At 55.6% G+C, this 18,558-nt stretch carries 18 protein-coding genes; 4 read left to right on the top strand and 14 right to left on the bottom strand.

Going from position 1 to position 18,558, the window contains the following annotated elements; translation table 11 throughout:
* A complete protein-coding gene (locus tag FEAC_RS08640) occupies positions 1-1,680 on the bottom strand; it encodes an amidase (protein WP_052566099.1) in 1,680 nt (559 codons plus the stop codon).
* A gap of 120 nt (positions 1,681-1,800) precedes the next feature.
* Between FEAC_RS08640 and FEAC_RS08635 the strand changes: the two genes are divergently transcribed.
* Both FEAC_RS08635 and FEAC_RS08630 read left to right on the top strand, forming a co-directional pair.
* A complete protein-coding gene (locus tag FEAC_RS08635) occupies positions 1,801-2,424 on the top strand; it encodes a PadR family transcriptional regulator (protein WP_052566098.1) in 624 nt (207 codons plus the stop codon).
* 27 nt (positions 2,425-2,451) lie between these two features.
* Positions 2,452-3,525, top strand: coding sequence for an inositol-3-phosphate synthase (locus tag FEAC_RS08630; RefSeq protein WP_035389931.1), 1,074 nt, complete (start codon positions 2,452-2,454; stop codon positions 3,523-3,525).
* A 23-nt stretch (positions 3,526-3,548) separates the two neighbouring features.
* On the opposite strand, the gene FEAC_RS08625 is transcribed toward FEAC_RS08630, so the two are convergent.
* From FEAC_RS08625 to FEAC_RS08590, 8 genes are all read right to left on the bottom strand, one after another.
* Positions 3,549-4,517: a peptidoglycan-binding protein gene (locus FEAC_RS08625; protein WP_052566097.1), complete on the bottom strand. Its 969-nt coding sequence runs from the start codon at positions 4,515-4,517 to the stop codon at positions 3,549-3,551.
* Positions 4,514-4,846, bottom strand: coding sequence for a thioredoxin (gene trxA / locus FEAC_RS08620; protein ID WP_152623150.1), 333 nt, complete (start codon positions 4,844-4,846; stop codon positions 4,514-4,516). The genes FEAC_RS08625 and trxA overlap by 4 nt, the downstream gene beginning before the upstream one ends.
* Before the next feature lie 67 nt (positions 4,847-4,913).
* The gene (gene trxB / locus FEAC_RS08615) at positions 4,914-5,879 is read right to left on the bottom strand and encodes a thioredoxin-disulfide reductase (protein WP_035389954.1); all 966 of its coding nucleotides are present in this window, start codon (positions 5,877-5,879) and stop codon (positions 4,914-4,916) included.
* A gap of 187 nt (positions 5,880-6,066) precedes the next feature.
* On the bottom strand, positions 6,067-6,405 hold the full coding sequence (locus FEAC_RS08610) for a hypothetical protein (protein WP_035389926.1): 339 nt from the start codon (positions 6,403-6,405) through the stop codon (positions 6,067-6,069).
* A gap of 23 nt (positions 6,406-6,428) precedes the next feature.
* Positions 6,429-7,268, bottom strand: a complete 840-nt coding sequence (locus FEAC_RS08605; RefSeq protein ID WP_035389924.1) for a DegV family protein — start codon at positions 7,266-7,268, stop codon at positions 6,429-6,431.
* Positions 7,265-8,866: a murein biosynthesis integral membrane protein MurJ gene (murJ, locus tag FEAC_RS08600; protein ID WP_035389922.1), complete on the bottom strand. Its 1,602-nt coding sequence runs from the start codon at positions 8,864-8,866 to the stop codon at positions 7,265-7,267. The genes FEAC_RS08605 and murJ overlap by 4 nt, the downstream gene beginning before the upstream one ends.
* Positions 8,866-10,695, bottom strand: coding sequence for a DUF6049 family protein (locus FEAC_RS15565; RefSeq protein WP_035389920.1), 1,830 nt, complete (start codon positions 10,693-10,695; stop codon positions 8,866-8,868). The genes murJ and FEAC_RS15565 overlap by 1 nt, the downstream gene beginning before the upstream one ends.
* Positions 10,676-11,395: a GNAT family N-acetyltransferase gene (locus tag FEAC_RS08590; protein ID WP_035389918.1), complete on the bottom strand. Its 720-nt coding sequence runs from the start codon at positions 11,393-11,395 to the stop codon at positions 10,676-10,678. Before FEAC_RS08590 ends, FEAC_RS15565 begins: the two co-directional genes overlap by 20 nt.
* Before the next feature lie 131 nt (positions 11,396-11,526).
* Here FEAC_RS08590 and FEAC_RS08585 point away from each other — a divergent pair, with 131 nt between their 5' ends.
* Both FEAC_RS08585 and FEAC_RS08580 read left to right on the top strand, forming a co-directional pair.
* The gene (locus FEAC_RS08585) at positions 11,527-12,561 is read left to right on the top strand and encodes a histone deacetylase family protein (RefSeq protein WP_035389916.1); all 1,035 of its coding nucleotides are present in this window, start codon (positions 11,527-11,529) and stop codon (positions 12,559-12,561) included.
* Positions 12,562-12,615: 54 nt separating this feature from the next.
* Positions 12,616-14,007: a CCA tRNA nucleotidyltransferase gene (locus FEAC_RS08580; RefSeq protein ID WP_035389914.1), complete on the top strand. Its 1,392-nt coding sequence runs from the start codon at positions 12,616-12,618 to the stop codon at positions 14,005-14,007.
* 79 nt (positions 14,008-14,086) lie between these two features.
* On the opposite strand, the gene FEAC_RS08575 is transcribed toward FEAC_RS08580, so the two are convergent.
* The 5 genes from FEAC_RS08575 to jag form a co-directional block, all read right to left on the bottom strand.
* Positions 14,087-14,989 carry a ParB/RepB/Spo0J family partition protein gene (locus FEAC_RS08575; protein ID WP_035389952.1) on the bottom strand — a complete coding sequence of 301 codons (903 nt, stop codon included), beginning with the start codon at positions 14,987-14,989 and terminating at the stop codon, positions 14,087-14,089.
* Positions 14,982-15,749 carry a ParA family protein gene (locus tag FEAC_RS08570; RefSeq protein WP_035389912.1) on the bottom strand — a complete coding sequence of 256 codons (768 nt, stop codon included), beginning with the start codon at positions 15,747-15,749 and terminating at the stop codon, positions 14,982-14,984. The genes FEAC_RS08575 and FEAC_RS08570 overlap by 8 nt, the downstream gene beginning before the upstream one ends.
* 935 nt (positions 15,750-16,684) lie before the next feature.
* Positions 16,685-16,894, bottom strand: coding sequence for a hypothetical protein (locus tag FEAC_RS08565; RefSeq protein WP_035389909.1), 210 nt, complete (start codon positions 16,892-16,894; stop codon positions 16,685-16,687).
* A 172-nt stretch (positions 16,895-17,066) separates the two neighbouring features.
* The gene (locus tag FEAC_RS08560; protein WP_035389908.1) at positions 17,067-17,681 is read right to left on the bottom strand and encodes an RsmG family class I SAM-dependent methyltransferase; all 615 of its coding nucleotides are present in this window, start codon (positions 17,679-17,681) and stop codon (positions 17,067-17,069) included.
* Positions 17,650-18,537: an RNA-binding cell elongation regulator Jag/EloR gene (gene jag, locus FEAC_RS08555; protein ID WP_035389907.1), complete on the bottom strand. Its 888-nt coding sequence runs from the start codon at positions 18,535-18,537 to the stop codon at positions 17,650-17,652. Before jag ends, FEAC_RS08560 begins: the two co-directional genes overlap by 32 nt.
* Positions 18,538-18,558: the final 21 nt, after the last annotated feature.

Genomic DNA, 18,558 nt, shown 5'->3' with positions numbered 1-18,558 from the left:
TCAGAAGGACGGTAGTGTGCGCTCGCGCCATCCGATCGCGCGCTCCAGTTGGGCAGCCAATCCGATAAGCGTAAGCTCTCCCCAGGGCTCCGCCACCAGTTGGATGCCCACGGGGACACCTGTCTCGGTGATATGCACCGGCAGTGAGATAGCAGGCTGGCCGGTCATGTTGAAGGCGGAGGTAAAGACAGCCATCTGCAGAACCGTCAACGAGGAACTCGAAGTATCCCCGGATGCGTGGAGTTCCTCAAGCACCGCCCCCGCGCGCGGCGGCTGGATAGACATCGTCGGGCTAAGCAGAATATCGAAGTCACTACCCCACTGCCGCAAAAACTCTCTCGTCCATCGCTGGAGCTCACCGACGGACCGGACGTAGTCGAGACTGGATACCGCCATGGCCGCCTCCCGATTGCGTTGGATATGGAGATCGGTGTGCGCCCAGTCGATCTCACGGTACCCTGCGAGCCCAGTGTTTACCACGTTTAGGAACGGCCCCAAAAACGCATCCACATTAGGCAACTCGGCTGGCTGGATGCTATGACCAAGCGACTCGAGAGTTTGAGCAGTCAACTCAACTGCTCGCAAGCACTCTGGATCCACCGGTAAATCAAAGGGCGCCGTCGTGACCATAGCTACTCGCAGTCGACCTGGATCAGTCTCAAGGGCGGAGGCAAACGGTCGCGAAGGAGCAGGAGCGTTGTACCACTGCAGCGGATCAGGACCAGCAATCTGGTCGAGGATAGCCGCAGTGTCGGCGACATCTCGACTCAAGACACCCTCGACAGACCCTCCTTCCCATGACAAGGTGCGAGAAGGGACTCTTCCCCGCGCAACCTTGAGACCCACTAATCCACAACACGAGGCTGGAATTCGGATCGACCCGCCACCGTCGTTGCCATGTGCGACCGGAAACATTCCCGACGCTACCGCCGCTGCCGCTCCTCCGCTCGAACCTCCTGGGGTGAGTTCTAGGTTCCAAGGATTCCGAGTCGCCCCGTAGCGCAGGTTCTCGGTCACAGGAATTGGACCAAACTCAGGAGCGTTGGTCCTGCCGAAGAGGACAAATCCAGCGCGCTCGAACCCCTCGACAACCAGATCACTCTCGTCCTTGAGATCCTCGGAGGAGGCGAGCGACCCATAGCTTGCGGGCCACCCCTTCACGTCGGTGAGATCTTTGATCGGGAGTGGGACTCCGAAGAACGGAGGTAGCGAGACATCCCCACTATGAACCAACTCGCTCGCCATCGCGACCGCCTTCTGTCTGGCCTCCTCATAGTCGGACCAGATAATAGCGTTTACTCGTGGATTGGCTTCATCCACTCGTCCAGCGACCCACTCAAGCACCTCAACTGGACTGACCTGAAGAGATCGGATGCTCTCAGCAAGTTCGAGAGCGGTCGGCATCTGCGCAAAGAGTTCGGACATGAACCCAGCGTACCACCGAACAGCTGTTTTAGACGAGCAGGACGTCAAGTATGGCCGTGCAGCTATAGGCGCACTCTCGCGCTCCTCATTAGATATACTCGTTCTCCACTCACCCATAGCAGCTTCGGGAGCGCAACCGGTGCTGCCTTGGCCGCGATCGAGCAGCAACTCGTCATATCCAGACAATCGCGTCAGCTCTGAGAGTGCTTCGCCGCATCTGCCGATGGCCCCGATCGGCCAGCCAAAGCTGGTCATCAGCTGCTAATAATGCGCTATGGCTTCGGCTCCACTCGTTACCGAGTGGATGCTCACTGTCTAACTAGATATAGCGTATCGGTATATTGTAAAGTTATTTCTGCCAGCTATACTGGTTGCATGCGTGCTAGTTCCCATTCCAATGGATCAGCCACCGAGCTGCTCCTTCTAGGCCTCTTGGCCGACGAACGCATGCACGGATATGAACTCAAACGGCGTATTGATACCACCTTTGGTGCTCTCATGACCATGTCATGGGGATCTCTATACCCTGCGTTGGCCAAGCTCGAACGCCGTGGACTCATTCGCTCAGAGGTTGGTGGCGCCTCGATGGCCCAGATCGACTCTCGAAAGCTCTCCGGAGCTCTCGCGGCTGAACTCGCACTGCTTCAGCGTGGCGATCAGCCAGCGCTTGGCCGTCGTAATCGCAAGGTCTACGCGATAACAACCACAGGTGAAGAGGAACTGCTTCAGCTGCTGCGACGCCTAGCCATTGACGATGATCGCACCTTCTGGGTCGCCCTGGCGTTCTCGGCTCGGTTGAGCGAGACTGAGCGCCTTGGGCTCTTCGAACAACGAGTGTCCATAGTCAAAGAGCGGGTGGATGTACTGCGTAAACTCTCAGCTAGTTCAGTAGGACTTCGCCACGTCAAAGACGGTCTCGAATATCGCCTCGATGCCGAATTGCAGTGGATCGAGCGTGAGCTTAAAGATCTTCGAGAGCAACATACGCTTTCGCGGTAGGTAACAAGAAAGGAAACGGGGAGACGGATGTCAAAAGTACGCGTAGCTATCGCTGGTGTGGGCAACTGCGCCAGTTCACTCATCCAAGGGGTGCACTACTATAGGGATGCAAGTCCAGAGGATGAGGTTCCAGGGCTGATGCATGTCCAGCTCGGCGACTATCACGTCAGTGATCTAGAGTTTGTCGCCGCCTTCGACGTTGACGCGACGAAGGTAGGAGTTCCGCTATCAAAGGCTATCTTCGCCGGGCGCAATAACACGATCAAGTTCTCTGAGGTTCCAGAGAGTCAGGTCACCGTTCAACGAGGACCAACCCTAGATGGTCTTGGCAAGTACTACAGAGAGTCCATCGAGGAGTCTCCGGTGGAGCCTGTGGATATCGTCGAGACGCTTCGCGCGGTACGCGCCGACGTACTCGTTGCCTACCTACCAGTTGGCTCCGAAAAGGCGCAGAAGTTCTATGCTCAGGCCTGCATCGACGCCAAAGTAGCGTTCGTTAACGCTATTCCGGTATTCATCGCGTCCGACCCAGAGTGGGCAGACAAGTTCACGGCCGCTGGTGTCCCGATCGTGGGTGACGACATCAAGAGTCAGGTCGGTGCCACGATCGTACACCGCACCCTAGCTCGACTCTTCGAGGATAGAGGGCTCGTCATCGACCGCACCTATCAACTTAACGTCGGTGGGAACATGGACTTTAAGAACATGCTCGAGCGCGAACGCTTGGAATCGAAGAAGATCTCCAAGACACAGTCGGTCACAAGCCAGATCGACCACGGCATCGAAGCCAATGATGTCCACATCGGACCGTCCGACCATGTTCCATGGCTCGAGGATCGCAAATGGGCCTATATCCGCCTTGAAGGCCGTAACTTTGGAGACGTTCCTCTCAACATCGAACTCAAGCTCGAGGTCTGGGACTCCCCCAATAGTGCTGGAGTGATCATCGATGCGGTACGCTGCGCCAAGATTGCCCTTGACCGTGGCGAGGGCGGACCCCTTCTTGGACCATCAGCTTATTTCATGAAGTCTCCGCCAAAGCAGTTCCGTGACGGTGTAGCGCAGGAGATGGTGAACGACTACGCCCGCGCGCGCTCTTAGCGAGTTGCTGGCCACTTCAGCCACTACACCACTGAATCAGGGTTAACTAGAAAGCGCTCGATCGACTCTGCGACCGACTCCACCACCTCAGGACCGAGAATAATCCATCTGTTGGGGTGGTCGAGAGCGATCGAGACCGCTGCCATCCTCGTTTCACGCAGGATCGGCAGAGTCATTCCTCGAAGGTTGACCATAACCGGGAGCTGGAGAGCACCAAGGCCAGCGGCTACCATCTGAGCCAGCAACATTCCCGCTGGTGACGTGTAACGAAATCCCGAGTAGTAAGCCACTTGCAGCCCTGAGGTTGAGAAGTCTAGGTATGTCACCAGATCAAGTTCTCTCTTGTTGGCGATAGAGGCGAGGTGGGACTGGTCTGCATCAGTTACAGCTACAGCTCTTGCACCCCGTGCTCGGAGGCGCTGCGCGAGCAGATCAGCCTGCGGTTCGAGTGGGAGAGCACCAAGAACCGCCACCGAGGCCTCGGTCAAAGGTTTGGTTCGAATCCTCAGTCGCTGACGCTCCCTAACACCATGAATGTGCTCGCTGCTGCGTCCAAAGACACGTCGCAACTCATCAACCGTAGCCCCTCCACAGATCCCGTCTGCAGGGAGTGCTACATTCGATTGAAAATCCTGTAAAGCATCACGAGTCCGTGGGCCAAAGATGCCATCCACCCGCCCAGGGTCGAACCCAAGGTTTCCGAGCCGTTCCTGAAGCCAAGCGACATCGTCACCACGAAAACTTGGGTTACGCAGATAGAGTACTCGGTCCCCAAAAGCAAAACCGGCCTCAACCAGGCTTCTCCAGGTAATGAGATCACAGTCACCGGTCTCAGGAATTCCGCGAGATGACTGAAAAGCGACGAGTGCCTCTGCGAGCTCACCAAGTCCGGACCCAGCCGCACTGAACCCGAGCTTGGCCAGCCGCATCGCCACATCGGCCAGGCTGGCCTCTGACTGTGGAGCTACGGACGTTGGTCCGCCAGCGTTCATCCAGCTAGGACTGGATCCAGCTCCTTGAGAAGCGCCTTCTTCGACATCGCTCCGACGATCCTTTTCACTGGTTCCCCGTCGCGAAACAGCATCAGCGTCGGGATGCTCATGATCTCGAACTTCCGTGCCACCTGCAGCGCATTGTCCACGTTCAGTTTCCCGATCACCAGATGCCCTTTCTTGTCCTCGGCTATCTCGTCGAGAATCGGAGCCATCATCTTGCACGGTCCACACCACTCTGCCCAGAAGTCTACTAGAACCGGCGTATCCGAAGCCTTGATACGCTCATCAAAGTTTTGATCGTTCAATTCAAGAATCTCCACGCTCATTCCATTCTCCATTCTGCAACATTACTTGCATATGCAACTAACAACGTCATCGATGAGTAACTATTCCTCACGCCTCGTGGGCGGCTAGGTAGTGCTCCACGTCCAGCGCAGCTTGACACCCTGAACCAGCTGCAGTAATCGCCTGACGATAGATATGGTCCTGCACATCGCCTGCCGCAAATACGCTGCTAACACTGGTCGCCGTCGAACCAGGCTGGGTAATAATGTAACCAAGATCATCCATCTCAAGTTGTCCCTTGAAGATGTCGGTGTTTGGAGCATGACCGATTGCGACAAACAAGCCGGTGAAAGCGTGTCTCTCATCACTGCCGCTCTCCAAATCGTGGGTCGTCACTCCAACCAGCGACCCTCCCTCCTCGTGGAGTTCTGCCACCTGTCGGTTCCAAAGGAAAGAGATCTTCGGATTGGCCAAGGCACGATCCTGCATGATCTTCGACGCCCGCAGTCGATCACGGCGATGAATGATGGTCACCGACTCAGCAAACTTGGTCAAGAACAACGCCTCTTCAAGTGCCGAATCTCCCCCGCCGACTACAGCAATGCGGTGCCCACGGAAGAAAAACCCATCGCAAGTTGCGCACGTTGAAACCCCATGACCCACCAATCTCAACTCATCAGGCACTCCAAGCATAAGGGATCGAGCTCCGGTTGCAACGATCACGGCGTCAGCAGTGTAGGTTGGCTCCTCCTCTGATGCGTCGGAGGCCCATATCATCGGGTGCTGACCCGTTAGATCGACTCGCGCTGCTTTAGCGGCGTGAATTCTAGCCCCAAAGCGCTCAGCTTGCCCGCGAAAGTTCGCCATCAGCTCCGGACCAAGGATTCCATCGACAAAGCCAGGAAAGTTCTCGATCTCCGTTGTGAGCATGAGTTGGCCCCCAGGCTGGTCAGAGGTGGAGGACGGCTCGCCTTCTAGTACCACTGGCTGTAGGTCGGCTCGCGCTGCGTAGATGGCCGACGTCAGCCCCGCCGGTCCTGAACCAATAATCACTACCCTTACGTGCTCTGTCACTGCTGTCCTCGTTCTATCTAAACCGCTTGCTCGATCGCTAGCTTCATCCTCGTTGACTTGTTGCTTGCAGTGTGCACCCGCGGCTTGCCACCGCTGGTCTATAACCACAACTCAGCATTCAACGTTTAGCTCTGGGCCTGAAATCCACAACCAATCCACGGATCTCATAATTCCCACTCTGTCCTGACTACGCAGAGGTGTTGGCTGCTGGCATACGATACTTACCCATCCTCTTCCAGGCAACGAGTGAGACCAACAGTGCAATGCCTCCGATGACGAAGTAGGTGATCCACACCCTGCCCGCGAAGAGGTAGGCGTCGAGCAGTTTGACGAGGGTATCGACGGCCAAGACGCCTGCTACCACCACCAACGCCAGCCCCAAAAGGCCAAAGATGATAGCCCGGGCGATCCAAAACAGCGGCGACACCGCTCTGTTTTGCAAAAACTTGGTAGCTTCGTCGACCCACTCGGTTGCGCGCGACGCTATGTCACGCTGTCTCTCCGCTTCATCGTGATAGTCAGCCATGCACCTTCCTCCTCACAGTTAGCCTACTTGGGTTCCTGCAGAACCACCGAGATGCCGAGTGCTCCGATACCAGCATGCGTTCCGATAGTCGCACCCATGACCGAGACCACGACATCATCGACCCCTGTCGCTGCGCGAAGCTCCGCCAGCACGCTCTCCACATCCGTTGCCATTGCGTGAACTAGCCCAACACGCTCGTAGGGTCCCCGATGATCAAATTTTTCCAACAGTGATGCTATAGCGGTCTTACGGGTACGAACACGTCCAGCTGCCTCGATCCCACCGTCGCGCACCTCGATCAAGGGCTTAAAGGACATCAAGGTGCCCAAGAGCGCACTTGCAGCACCAATTCTGCCACCTTTGCGAAGATTTTCGAGGGTGTCAAGGGTTCCAAAGGTGACAATCCTTGAAATCACCGAGGTGCAGATCCTTTGACACTCCTCGGCATCAGCTCCGGCTTGCGCCGCCGTCGCTACTGCCACCGCTATCAAGCCCTCGCCAAGGGTTAGTGTCCGGGTATCGAACACCGATACCCGGTTCGAGTATGCGCTAGCCGCAGTGACCGCCGATTGATAGGTCGCAGAGAGATCCTTGGTCATAGTGAGACAAATTACGTGGCTCGCGCCGGCATCGAGTTCCTCGCTAAAGACGGTGTCGAACTGTGATGGTGATGGGGCACCCGTCTTTGGCAACTCACTCGATGAGCGTACCAGCTCCCAAAACTTCTCACGAGAAAGCTCGCTACCATCTTTGTAGTCGACTCCGCCAAGACTGATAGTCAACGGCACACGCCTGATACCCAAGGCATCAGCAAGCTCATTAGGCAGATCGGATGCCGAATCTACCACCACCGCGACACTCATCTATGGATCTCCCTTCCCTGGCGGCTAAGTCTAGCTGCGAGTACATTCAGAACCACAAATATGCCTGCACTGATCAACAACGCACCCAAGGTCTGGAGCAGGAATCCGAAACTTCGGTGGGCATTAATTGACGGCAGCGTCTTCCATAGCACCACCGCCAGCACTGCTCCGATGACTCCAAGGCGTAGCCACACACGAACCATATCCGAGAGACCCCGGATGGCGTGCATCCGGAGTAGAACTACAAGGCCGAGCAACGCAGCAACCGTATAGGCAGCCGACAACGAGACCGTTAGTCCAACGATGCCATACCTATTAACGAGCAAAAAGGCGAGCAGAATATTGAGGCCGTTCTCCACCAGGTAGAGTACGAATACCACTCGTGCATTCCGGGTTGCCTGTAGCCCCTGCACGATCGAGAGAAATAGCGCAAAACCAGGCAGTCCAACCGCGAAACCCTCAAGCGCTACCGCTGTCAAACGTACCCCAGACAGACTAACCGCGCCGTATCGAAGCACAATATCGAGGCCCACTGGAGCACCCACCAACATAATCGCCGCGAGTGGCAGTGTGATAGCAACGCTCGCTCGCAACGCACGCGAGAGGTTGGTCGCAAAGCCGAGCCTATCGTTAACCGCCCATAGCCTGGCGAGCCGCGGTTGCAGGGCTGTCATAATCGAGAGCGATACGATCGCGTACGGGAGTTGGAAGAAGAGGTAGGCGTAGTTATAGGCACTGATGTAGCCAGGTCGTGGGTCAGCAATCGCCTGAACCACGAAGACCGCCACCTGGTTCGCAACCACAAAACCAACGGTCCACGAGGAGAGAGTAAACATCTCCTTGACCGCAGGATCACGGAACGAAAACGAGGGGCGGAACTCGACTCCCAATCGAAACATCACCGGTAGTAAAACCAACATTTGTGCGGCAACACCAGCGGTCGAGCCGAGTCCAAGGATAAGTGCAGCATCGCGATGGGAAAGGGCCACGTTTAGATTTGCACCTGGGTAGGCAGCAGCGAATACCACCAAAGACAATACCGAGACGACGTTGTTCGCTATCGGAGCGAATGCTGCTGAGGCGAAGTTCCCTCGCAAGTTGAGCACCGCCGTGAACAGAGAGATCGCACCGTAGAAAAAGAGCTGTGGAGCAAAAAGTCGCAACAGCTCTGTTGCCAACTCACGTTGGGCAACCGCATAGCCATGGTGATTGGCGATCGTGTACAGGCCAATGATCGCTGGTGCCAATAGCTCGAAGATAACCGTCGCGATCAACAGACCAGCGATACCGAGAGTCAATATCGTTGCCTGCGACTTTGCCCCCAGACGACGTCCCGCAACACTGAAACGGGCAGAGAGGACGGGCAGCAATGTAGACGAGATTATGCCCCCCAATAGCAGGTCATACAGCATATTTGGCGTATTATTGCCCAGGTTGTAGGCATCTGCCAATGGGCGTACCCCAAGTACTACAGCGAGCGCTACCAGCCGAACCAGCCCAGTCAACCGGGAGGTAAGGGTCCCGGCCGCCAGAAGTGCAGCATTTTGGCTCGCCGACTCACGGGTTCCAAACAGCAGTCTCTTGAGTTGTGCAAACACTAGTCGCTCGTCTTCTTGCGGTGATGGCGCGCGGTGCGAACCCACCACGAGACCAAAACCAGCGCCGCCCCTACCGTCAGGACGACTCCCACAGTCGAGAATCCGGTCGAATGGACCGTAAGGTTGCTGGTAACGAGCACCGCTCCATTTGGTGCTGACACCACCGCTGAAGCCGCAAAGGTTCCAAGCGCCTTCACTACCACAGGCAGCGATACGGTGGCAGTTCCGCGGCGCAACTTAATAACCCGTCTTGATCCCTTTGGGAAGGTGATCTCCGATGAGCGAATCGAGAGCTGCACTCCAATAGGAAACGGCAACTTCGATGACAACGTTAGCGGCACAGAGACGCTGTGAGAGGTCAAGGTAATGGTCTTCGACCCCACGAGTTGCACCTGTGCTAGAAGTCCACGCTCCTGCTGGTCCAACAGCGATATCGCACGCTGACCGATCGCCTTATTGCCAGAGGTTGCTAGTTGAGCAAGACCGACCAAACCCTCTAGTCCGGATCGCGAGCCGGTGTCCGCTGAGGCGAGTGCACCGAGGCGAGTAAGCCCTTGACGCACTGCCTTTGACGTAATCGTACAGTGCCTCTTTGGCGCCGAGGCTAGGCGAAGATCAGATTGAGAGATATGGCTACTGGGCAGTGTGGCCGCTGTTGCTACCGTCATCATGCTAAAGATAGGAGTCCCCTGAAGTCGCTCTAGTACCGTCGTAGCCCCCGCTACCTGGGCGGCTGTGGTGAGATCGATCTCCATCGTCGCCACTCGCCCACTTTGTGCTGGGGCCTGAAAATAGAACTGCGCAAGATCAGCGAGCAGGCGTTGATAGCCTCCAGGTGTGTTTGCGCTAGCAAACTCGGCACTCAATTGCCTACTAGATCCCAAAACTGTCAATCCCAAGCCGTGGACATACGCTGGATCAGAGACCGAGAGGACGGAGGCGAGCTGGCTCAGAACACCATCAGGCACCACGGTAGTGTTGATCTTGTCGCGACGGAGTTCACCCAGCTCAAGGCGCGTTGGAGCCTGGGCGAATACGGCGGTTCTCGATTCTGTACCGTTTATCTGGCCGGAAAGCTTGAGCCGCGACTCCAGACCGATCAGCGGCGATACGACGAGATTGGCACAGTTTGGCGCTAGCACTGCATATGGCGAGAGGATACGCTGATGCAGGCTGGCGGACCCCAACAATCTGGCATACCCTTTCTGGGTGGCTATCGACGTTCCAACCGACCCAGCCAACGAGATCGTCGCCGCCGCCGTCGAGCTCGACAACCGTGACAATGCAGCCCTAAGCTGCTTGGAGGGTGTGGACAGTTGCATCCGCAATATAGGTGCCACACCAAGCGGTGTAGTTATGGAACTGCTCGATGGGAAATACGGAACCCCGACTATGACTTGGCTTAGCGTCACTCCAGTCTGGCTACTAGCAAGCCGGAGCTCTACTGGGTAGACGCCAGCACAGGCAGCACCACAAGATATGGCGGAAAAGATGTGAGAACTGAGTCGATAGCCGTGCGGAGTTGCGAGGAAGGCTAAAGAATGTGGTCGAGACAGTGCCAGAGGAGATCCACTCGGACCCGATCGAAGCGTCTGGCTAAGTTGATACCTCGAGGAGGTGCTCGGGTAGACCACCAGGAACGCCTCCACACCAGAAGATCGCCCCGACCAAGAAAAATCGACTGAGATCGGCTTGGCGCCAATCTGCACTCCGACATCGTTGGTCAACCTAAGCGTACCCTTTGAGGAGGCAAGCTGCCCCTCCACCCGTGGCACGAGCAACAACAAGACCAGGGTAATAATGGGAACGCTACGACGGAGCAGGCTCAAAAATTGAGATACCCTCCGCCTGTAACTCGAAACCGAGCTTGAGGTAGAGCCTGAGGGCATTCTCGTTACGCTGTTGTGTATTGACTCCAACTCGCCGTGTTCTCCACCTCTTGGCCCAACGTAATCCGTCGACGATAAGCCGGGTCGCGAATCCGCGCCCCTGCCAGTGAGGATCTACCGCAATCCTCTGGAGATAACCCTCACCGCCACCTAGGCCAAAGATAGCGTAGCCCGCAAGAACATCAGAGTCGCCTACCGTCATAACCCTAAACCGACTTCTTGGTGTAGCCGCAACCGCCTCCGAGAGCGCAAGTGGGTTCATGGCCCAAAATGGCTCAAAACAAGCGTTATCAACGCGGATAACCTCGTCCACGTGCAGCGAGCTCGCTCGCTGAAGTCGAGCTGAGCCAGCGGACTCTGGAACCTTAGGTAGGTTCAGCGTACTCCTGCGAAAAAGCACATGGAGCCGGTCAACCTCCTGAAAGCCAGAGTCAAGCAGCACCGCCTTCTGGGTGACCCCTGTGGCTTGAACCAAAAAACGTGAGTATCCCATCTCCCTTCCGACGGCCATCGCACGCATCAGGATCTCTGGGTTACGGACCCAGACCTGTGGTGGCACCGTAACTAGCACCGCCTGCAAATTCCCATACCACGGCGAATATCGAACCTGGATACCACCGACACTTCTCAGCGCAGCCAACTAGCGTCAACGGTCCTTTCTTGAGTTGTCACCATACTTTGGACTCTTCATGCAAACCCTAGTTGCCGACATCGAATTGGCTGCAAAACTCTCTGCGCCGCCTGTTGAAAGCCAACCGGTAGCATGTGGGTATGACCGTTCTGTTCGGCACCCATCCCGAATACCTCGAACATGACACCGGTCTCTATCACCCGGAATCAGCGAGTCGGCTTGAGGTTATCACGTCGGTCCTTGACCGTTTTGGAGACGGTATAGTTCGGTTTCAACCAACACCAGCGAGCGCCGCTGCCGTCACTGGAGTCCACAACGGGTCCCATGTCGCGGAGATCCGTCAGCTCTGTCTTATGGGAGGCGGACCTATCGACGCCGATACTCAAGTCGGATATCAGTCCTACGATATCGCCCTACTTGCAGCCGGCGCTGGGCTTGATGCAATAGCTCGTCTTCAGCGAGGAGAGGGCGATGCAGCCTTTGTTGCCGTGCGCCCTCCAGGACACCATGCCACCGCAGACACATCGATGGGATTTTGCCTCTTCAACAATATCGCCATTGCCGCGAAGACACTCGTAGACCAGGGTGAACGGGTCCTAATAGTCGACATCGATGCTCACCACGGCAACGGCACTCAGGATATCTTTTACGGTGAACAGTCGGTGCTCTATGTGTCGATTCACCAACACCCCCTGTATCCAGGCACCGGCAGGGTCTCTGATGTTGGAGTGAGCAGGGGGGTGGGGCTGACCATCAACATCCCGTTGCCACCGCGTACTAGCGGACAGACGGCGTTGGCTGCTCTTGAATCTATCGCTAGCTCTAGCATCACCTCCTTTGAGCCAACTTGGATGTTGATATCAGCCGGATTTGATGGACATAGAGCCGATCCACTTACCGACCTTGGCTACAGCAGTGATGATTTTTTTAACTTTACGAGATGGGCACTCCAGTATGTGCCAAAGCAAAGAACCGTCGCCTTTCTCGAGGGAGGCTATGACCTCGCCGCTCTCGCAGAATCCACCGTGGCAGCCATCGAGGCACTTCTCGGCGCCTCAAGAAAGCCAGACCAGCTGGTGCCAGCAGGAAGCGTCGACAAGGACCTAATAGCAGCGCTTTCCAGGATGCGATCCGCCGCACTCCGCCATCACGACATCGACCCGCCTTCCCACTAGCTCTATCCCAGTTAAGCTGAGCTGTCCGCCACCCACGTTAGGAAGGTACTTTTGGTGATCCCCAATCGTTTTGCGCCAACTATTCGAGAACTAAAGCCGGTAGTCGAACGGTTCGCCGAGCGTGGCTTTCACCTCTATCTCGTAGGAGGTATAGTTCGCGACCTCCTCCTTGGCCCAACCACATCGGACGTCTCCGACGTCGACCTCACCACTGATGCTGAACCAAATGAGATATTGACAACGCTAGCGGGTATGGTTCACTCCATCAACCGAGCTGGAGAACGATTCGGCACCATCGCTTGTTCCCTAGGCTCCACTCGACTCGAGATCACAACTCACCGAGCCGAAGCCTATGCGACTACTAGCCGCAAACCTGAGGTCCGATTCTCAACCTCGCTCGCCGATGATCTCGCTCGCCGCGACTTCACCATTAACGCAATCGCAATTGAATTAACCGCTACGGAACCACTCCTTATCGACCCCTACAACGGTGTAGCCGACCTGGTGGCGCGCCGTCTCGCCACACCTCTCTCCGCTGATATCTCGTTTGGCGAAGATCCGCTCCGTATGCTGAGGGCCGCTCGCTTCATCGCCCGTTTTGACCTTACCCCAGCGGAAGGAATGATCGTCGCTATCGAAAAACTCGCTCCCCGCCTGGACATCCTCTCGCGCGAACGCATCCGGGATGAACTCAGTCGACTCTTGGTACTTCCCGACCCGACCAAGGGTCTGCAGCTACTGGTCGACACACCGTTGGCGATCAACTTTCTACCCGCGCTCGCGAGCCTACGTCTAGAACAGGATCCAGTTCATCACCACAAGGACGTCCTCGCGCACACCATCGCCGTGGTGCAGAAATGTTCTCCCCGCCTTCGCTTGCGGCTTGCAGCCCTCCTGCACGACATCGCGAAACCAAAAACACGAGCCATCGGGCCAGACGGTGTAACCTTCCACTTTCATGACGTTGTGGGCGCCCGGATGGCTACCTCTATCCTCACAGAGCTCCGATATCCGAAGGATCTCATTGGGGATGTCTCTAAGCTCGTAGGACTTCACCTGCGTTTTCATGGCTACGATGCCGGTTGGACCGACTCTGCCGTTCGTCGCTATGTTCGCGATGCCGGAGATCTCTACGAAGACCTTAATGAGCTGACCGTCTGCGACGCCACCACTCGCAATCAGTACAAACTCCTGGCAATGGCCCGCCGAATGGATGAGTTCAAGCTGCGCGTAAAACGACTCCAGGAAGCCGACGCCCTCGCCTCACTTCGACCAGCCCTCGACGGTACAGAGATCATGACTCTCCTCCAGATACCTCCGTCTAAGCCGGTAGGACGGGCGTTGGCTTTCCTCATGGAGACGGAACTCGAGGAGGGGCCGATATCAAAAGAAGAGGCTATCAGGCGAGTCCTCGCCTGGTGGGAACAGCAGTCTCACAAGCTTTAACGCAGCCAACGTACCTTCATCCACAACCTTATGCACAGCTGTGTACAACCCTCATGCTTAACCTAGATACAACCTTCACTTAAGACTCGAACCCGGGATCGACAATCGACGACGCGATACGGTGAAGGTCACCCAGATCAGCAAAATCAAGACGCACCACCCCTGCACCAGACTTCTTGACCTCGATTGAGACCGAAGTCAACAACGACTCAGAGAGCAGTCGCTCAACCTCGAGCACTACCGCCGGTCGAAGATTCGAACCGGTGGAACTCTTGATCTTTGCCATAACCGGCGGAGACCCGGATTCCTCTTCATCAACTCCGGCCAGCGTCTGTCTAACTAGCTCCTCCGCCTCTCTAACGCTAAGACCGCCATCAACAATGCTGTCGGCCAACCTCTCCTGTAGCTTCCGATCCGGAGAAGCAAGCAAGGCCCTGGCATGACCTGCAGACAACGTACCATCAACCACCCGACGTTGAACACTTGAAGGGAGCTGGAGTAGTCGCAACGTATTCGAAATCGCCGCACGACTCTTACCCACTCGCTGGGCCACAGCATCATGAGTGAGTCCGAAATCATCGATTAGCTGTCGATACGCTGCCGCCTCTTCAAGCGCATTCAGGTCCTCGCGGTGCAGATTCTCAACCACTGCCGCTTGAAGCGACGCCAGGTCATCCCTGTCCTGAATAACCGCCGGGATGGTCGTAAGCCCTGCGCGCTGAGCGGCCTGCCAACGACGCTCCCCAGCCACGAGTTCAAACCCGTCATCCTGTCTTCGAACAAGAATAGGTTGCAATACCCCAAGTTCAGAGATCGACGCCGCCAGTGCCGCCAGACCCTCATCGGAAAACACCTTGCGGGGTTGAAATCGATTAGGGTGAATCATCCCTATAGGAATCTCCTGGAGCCCCTCTGCATACCTCTCATTGGGAACCGGGATGAGTGCCCCTAACCCCTTCCCGAGTCCAGACTGTCTAACCACCAACGACCTCTTTCGCTAAATGCCGATAAGCAATGGCTCCTCTAGAACCAGAGTCAAACACCGTGATTGGCTTTCCAAACGATGGCGCTTCAGACAATCGTACCGTGCGCGGAATTATAGTACTACAGACCTTGTCACCGCAGTACTCACGTACCTCGCGTACAACCTGCTCAGCTAAGTTGGTCCGAGCATCGTACATCGTCATGACCACGTAATCTATGGTGAGCTCGGGGTTTAAAGACGCTTGAATAAGTCCAACATTCCGAAAAAGCTGGGACAGACCTTCGAGGGCGTAATACTCACACTGAATTGGAACCATAACAGCATTTGCCGCCGAAAGTGCGTTAATAGTGAGCAAGCCCAAGGAAGGAGGACAGTCAATGATGACGTAGTCAAAGTCATCACGAACCCCATCCAATGACCTTCGAAGTCTAAGCTCGCGAGAGAAAGCCGAAACCAGTTCGATCTCCGCCCCCGCGAGATCTATAGTGGCTGGGCATAAGAATAGATTAGCCACAATGGTAGCCTCTATCACGTTCTCAATCGGCTCATCCTTCATGAGCACGTCGTATACCGAGTGTTCTAACTCACGTGGACTTACCCCCAGACCTGTGGTTGCATTGCCCTGAGGATCCAGATCCAGGACTAGAACACGACGCCCCAGCTCAGCCAACGATGCGGAGAGGTTTACCGCGGTGGTCGTCTTCCCTACCCCACCCTTCTGATTAGCCAAAGCGATGACCCTTGCTCCATGACTCACAACTACATCCTTTCCCACGAGCGAAATTCGATTCCCACTGCTGTTTCACGTGAAACCTAGATCAAGACTCTCGCTTTTGTTTCACGTGAAACACACATGACGAACTCTCATCCCAACCCTAGCATGATCGTCCCTGCCCTACATCCCGACCGACAACGGGAAATCAACAACGTAGGGCAGTTGAGCGCCCCGTAGCCAATATCGAAGCCACAAACACATGCGTTAATCGAAACCAACTATTACTACGGCGGAAAAACCACGACGAGGAGCACGAACTCCTGAAGAACGAGCCACTCCATCAACCTGAGCTCCAATGGAAATCGTTGACATCCCCTTAGCAAGAGGTACTCAACCAACACCAACCGCCTAGCTAAGTTCCAAAAACAGCAGCGTCGATCGAAAACTCTAGAATATCCCAAACTCAACGATGGACGAGCGAAAACAAACACAACTAGGGTGGGGGAGGGACAGCACCAACCGTGCTGCCGCAAGAAGCACGATTATCAACCGGACTTGAAATTATTCATAGCAAAGCTCAACACACTCCGAAGCGTTCAGCCATGCAACATCCACAACAGATTCACGCAATCAGCGATCTCTGGGCTCTGCATCGATCATCAGTGTCGTTGATCTTGAGCGAGTCGCGTGGATCTCTAGCGAAACCCGCCTACTCCCGACTCCGACAAAAGCGACCTATCTAAACAAAAATGTAGACATGGCAAGCAGCTGATCGACCCGCAACCACCGCTGACGACAGCCAAGACAATCAAATCAATCTTTCGGTGAGAACGCAACTCTGGCTCAACGCGGATTGTGCGTGCAATCAACGCCAGAGAAGTCAGTACTGACGACTCAAGAGCGACTCACCCACTCACCTGAAATCAATGACCTGATCAATCGGAGCCTGATGGCAGCTACGAATCATCGCATGCGCATCAGCCAATAACATCCGAGGATCCCGAACGAACCAACGCCACCCACAGACTAGATCTACAGGCCTTGGTGTCACCACCCGGAAGTGAGAGCAGATAACCGGAATTCCGAAACCCCGCCAAACCCAGGTCACTGTCGACGGCATCGAGATCACGGAACACGCAAGGTGAATCAATCACTGGCTTCGCAACCGACATCTCGAGCCGTTCCATAACCACAGCGTACGTCAATTCGTACACATACCACCTGGTCGACTACTATTATCCACTGGCGCCTAAGCCACGGCAGGAGTCAGCCAATCACTTCGGAGCAATCCCGACGAGACAAAGAACCGAGAGATCGATAGGGGAGGGTAGCGCGCGGTAAATATATCCCGCCGAGGCCCTAAAATAACGGCTGTTTCCAGGCCTTTCCTGCAACCCGAGGGAAACTAGCGTGGCTGTTTTGAAACTTGACCAACACAGCGAAGCTAAATGCTCCCTTGCGCACCTCATTAAGACGAAGTCCAAGACGATCAAGACCAGCAGCAGACCAACGCTCTCCAGATGAGTTCGGCGGCTCTGATACTACAAGCATGCCACCAATCTCTAGGAAGCCTGTTGCTACCTCAGCCGTTACTCCGGGCCCAGCAAAACTTCGGGCTGTTACGAATGAATATCGCTCTCTAAAGTGCTGATCATGTGCCAATTCTTCAGCACGTGCCCTAACCACCTGAGCTCGAGAACCCAGCTCCAAGTCCATAATTGCCTCTTCGAGAAAGGCGGCTCGCTTGCCCATGATCTCAACGAGCGACAACTGGATCTCTTGCATAGAGGTCAAGATGACGAGCCCTGGCAGTCCGCCTCCACTGCCTAGATCGACACCAGATCGGTTGTCAAAATCTAGGCTATGAAGAATCTCTACGAATGCCAGGGAATGATCGAGGTGTTGCTCGAGATCTCCACCGATAAAGCCCCAATCCTGGGCTCTAAGAATCGACTGTTGTAGTCTCTCCGTCATTGCTCGTTTCCTGGCTGGCTAGAGTCTCCCGGAACATTACCACATATCGATGCGGCTCGTCACCCTCCGACCGAGTACTGACACCCGAAATCTCAGCAACAGTATCATGAATCACCTTGCGGTCGGGTGCCAACATCTCCTCAAAGACGAGCTCCTCACCAGATTCTCGCACCTTCTCGGCCTGCTCTCGTGCAAACTTCTCTAGCGCCTCACGTCGCCTCTGCCGATAGCCTGCGATGTCAACTCCGACACGACCAGCTCCCTCACCTGCTCGAGTCTGAACTACGGAACGAGTTACCTCCTGCACTGCAGTGAGCACGCTTCCACGAGTACCCACCAAGGAACCAAGACCTTCGCCATTGATCTCGAGCTCCATCGACTCCTCATCAAGATGGGTAACCGTTACCTCACCAGATAGGCCAAACTCATGCATGAGCCCGGCAAGAAACTCCTGAGCAGCATTAGCAAGCTCAACCCTGCTAACCTCCTCATGCGCGGCCTGCGGTGCGATGTTCTCCTCTGATTCCACTTTTCTTGACTCCTTTGGCTTCTCCGTCCGAGATCTCTCGGTCTTGGGCTTTTCGATCTTCTCACTCGCAGTAACCGACTCTGTCGCTGGTGCGCCAGCAGACGTCGTCTGCCGAGGGCGTCGCGGCTTTCGTTCCCGCTTAGGGTTTGGGAACGAAGGACGAAGTCGTGCCCTGATCCGCGCCGACTTCCTTCCGAATCCTAAAAAACTGGAACGTCCTTCATCTAGTACTTCGAACTCGATATCTCGCTCATCAACACCTAGGTGTTCGAGAGCGAGCTCTTTCGCCTCGTTCAAATCTCTACCAGTGGTCTCAATCCACTCCATTGCAGCAGTTAGCTCCTTGTC

It is taken from the genome of Ferrimicrobium acidiphilum DSM 19497 (genome assembly GCF_000949255.1).
Classification (GTDB): domain Bacteria; phylum Actinomycetota; class Acidimicrobiia; order Acidimicrobiales; family Acidimicrobiaceae; genus Ferrimicrobium; species Ferrimicrobium acidiphilum.
This window is presented reverse-complemented; position numbering and strand designations above follow the sequence as displayed.

Excerpts from the sequence above, each read along its gene's own strand:
- FEAC_RS08640 (WP_052566099.1), bottom strand. The coding sequence starts at position 1,680 with ATGACCAGCTTTGGCTGGCCGATCGGGGCCATCGGCAGATGCGGCGAA.
- FEAC_RS08635 (WP_052566098.1), top strand. The coding sequence starts at position 1,801 with ATGCGTGCTAGTTCCCATTCCAATGGATCAGCCACCGAGCTGCTCCTT.
- FEAC_RS08630 (WP_035389931.1), top strand. The coding sequence starts at position 2,452 with ATGTCAAAAGTACGCGTAGCTATCGCTGGTGTGGGCAACTGCGCCAGT.
- FEAC_RS08625 (WP_052566097.1), bottom strand. The coding sequence starts at position 4,517 with ATGAACGCTGGCGGACCAACGTCCGTAGCTCCACAGTCAGAGGCCAGC.
- trxA (WP_152623150.1), bottom strand. The coding sequence starts at position 4,846 with ATGAGCGTGGAGATTCTTGAATTGAACGATCAAAACTTTGATGAGCGT.
- FEAC_RS08610 (WP_035389926.1), bottom strand. The coding sequence starts at position 6,405 with ATGGCTGACTATCACGATGAAGCGGAGAGACAGCGTGACATAGCGTCG.
- FEAC_RS08605 (WP_035389924.1), bottom strand. The coding sequence starts at position 7,268 with ATGAGTGTCGCGGTGGTGGTAGATTCGGCATCCGATCTGCCTAATGAG.
- FEAC_RS08585 (WP_035389916.1), top strand. The coding sequence starts at position 11,527 with ATGACCGTTCTGTTCGGCACCCATCCCGAATACCTCGAACATGACACC.
- FEAC_RS08565 (WP_035389909.1), bottom strand. The coding sequence starts at position 16,894 with ATGGAACGGCTCGAGATGTCGGTTGCGAAGCCAGTGATTGATTCACCT.
- FEAC_RS08560 (WP_035389908.1), bottom strand. The coding sequence starts at position 17,681 with ATGACGGAGAGACTACAACAGTCGATTCTTAGAGCCCAGGATTGGGGC.
- jag (WP_035389907.1), bottom strand. The coding sequence starts at position 18,537 with ATGGAGTGGATTGAGACCACTGGTAGAGATTTGAACGAGGCGAAAGAG.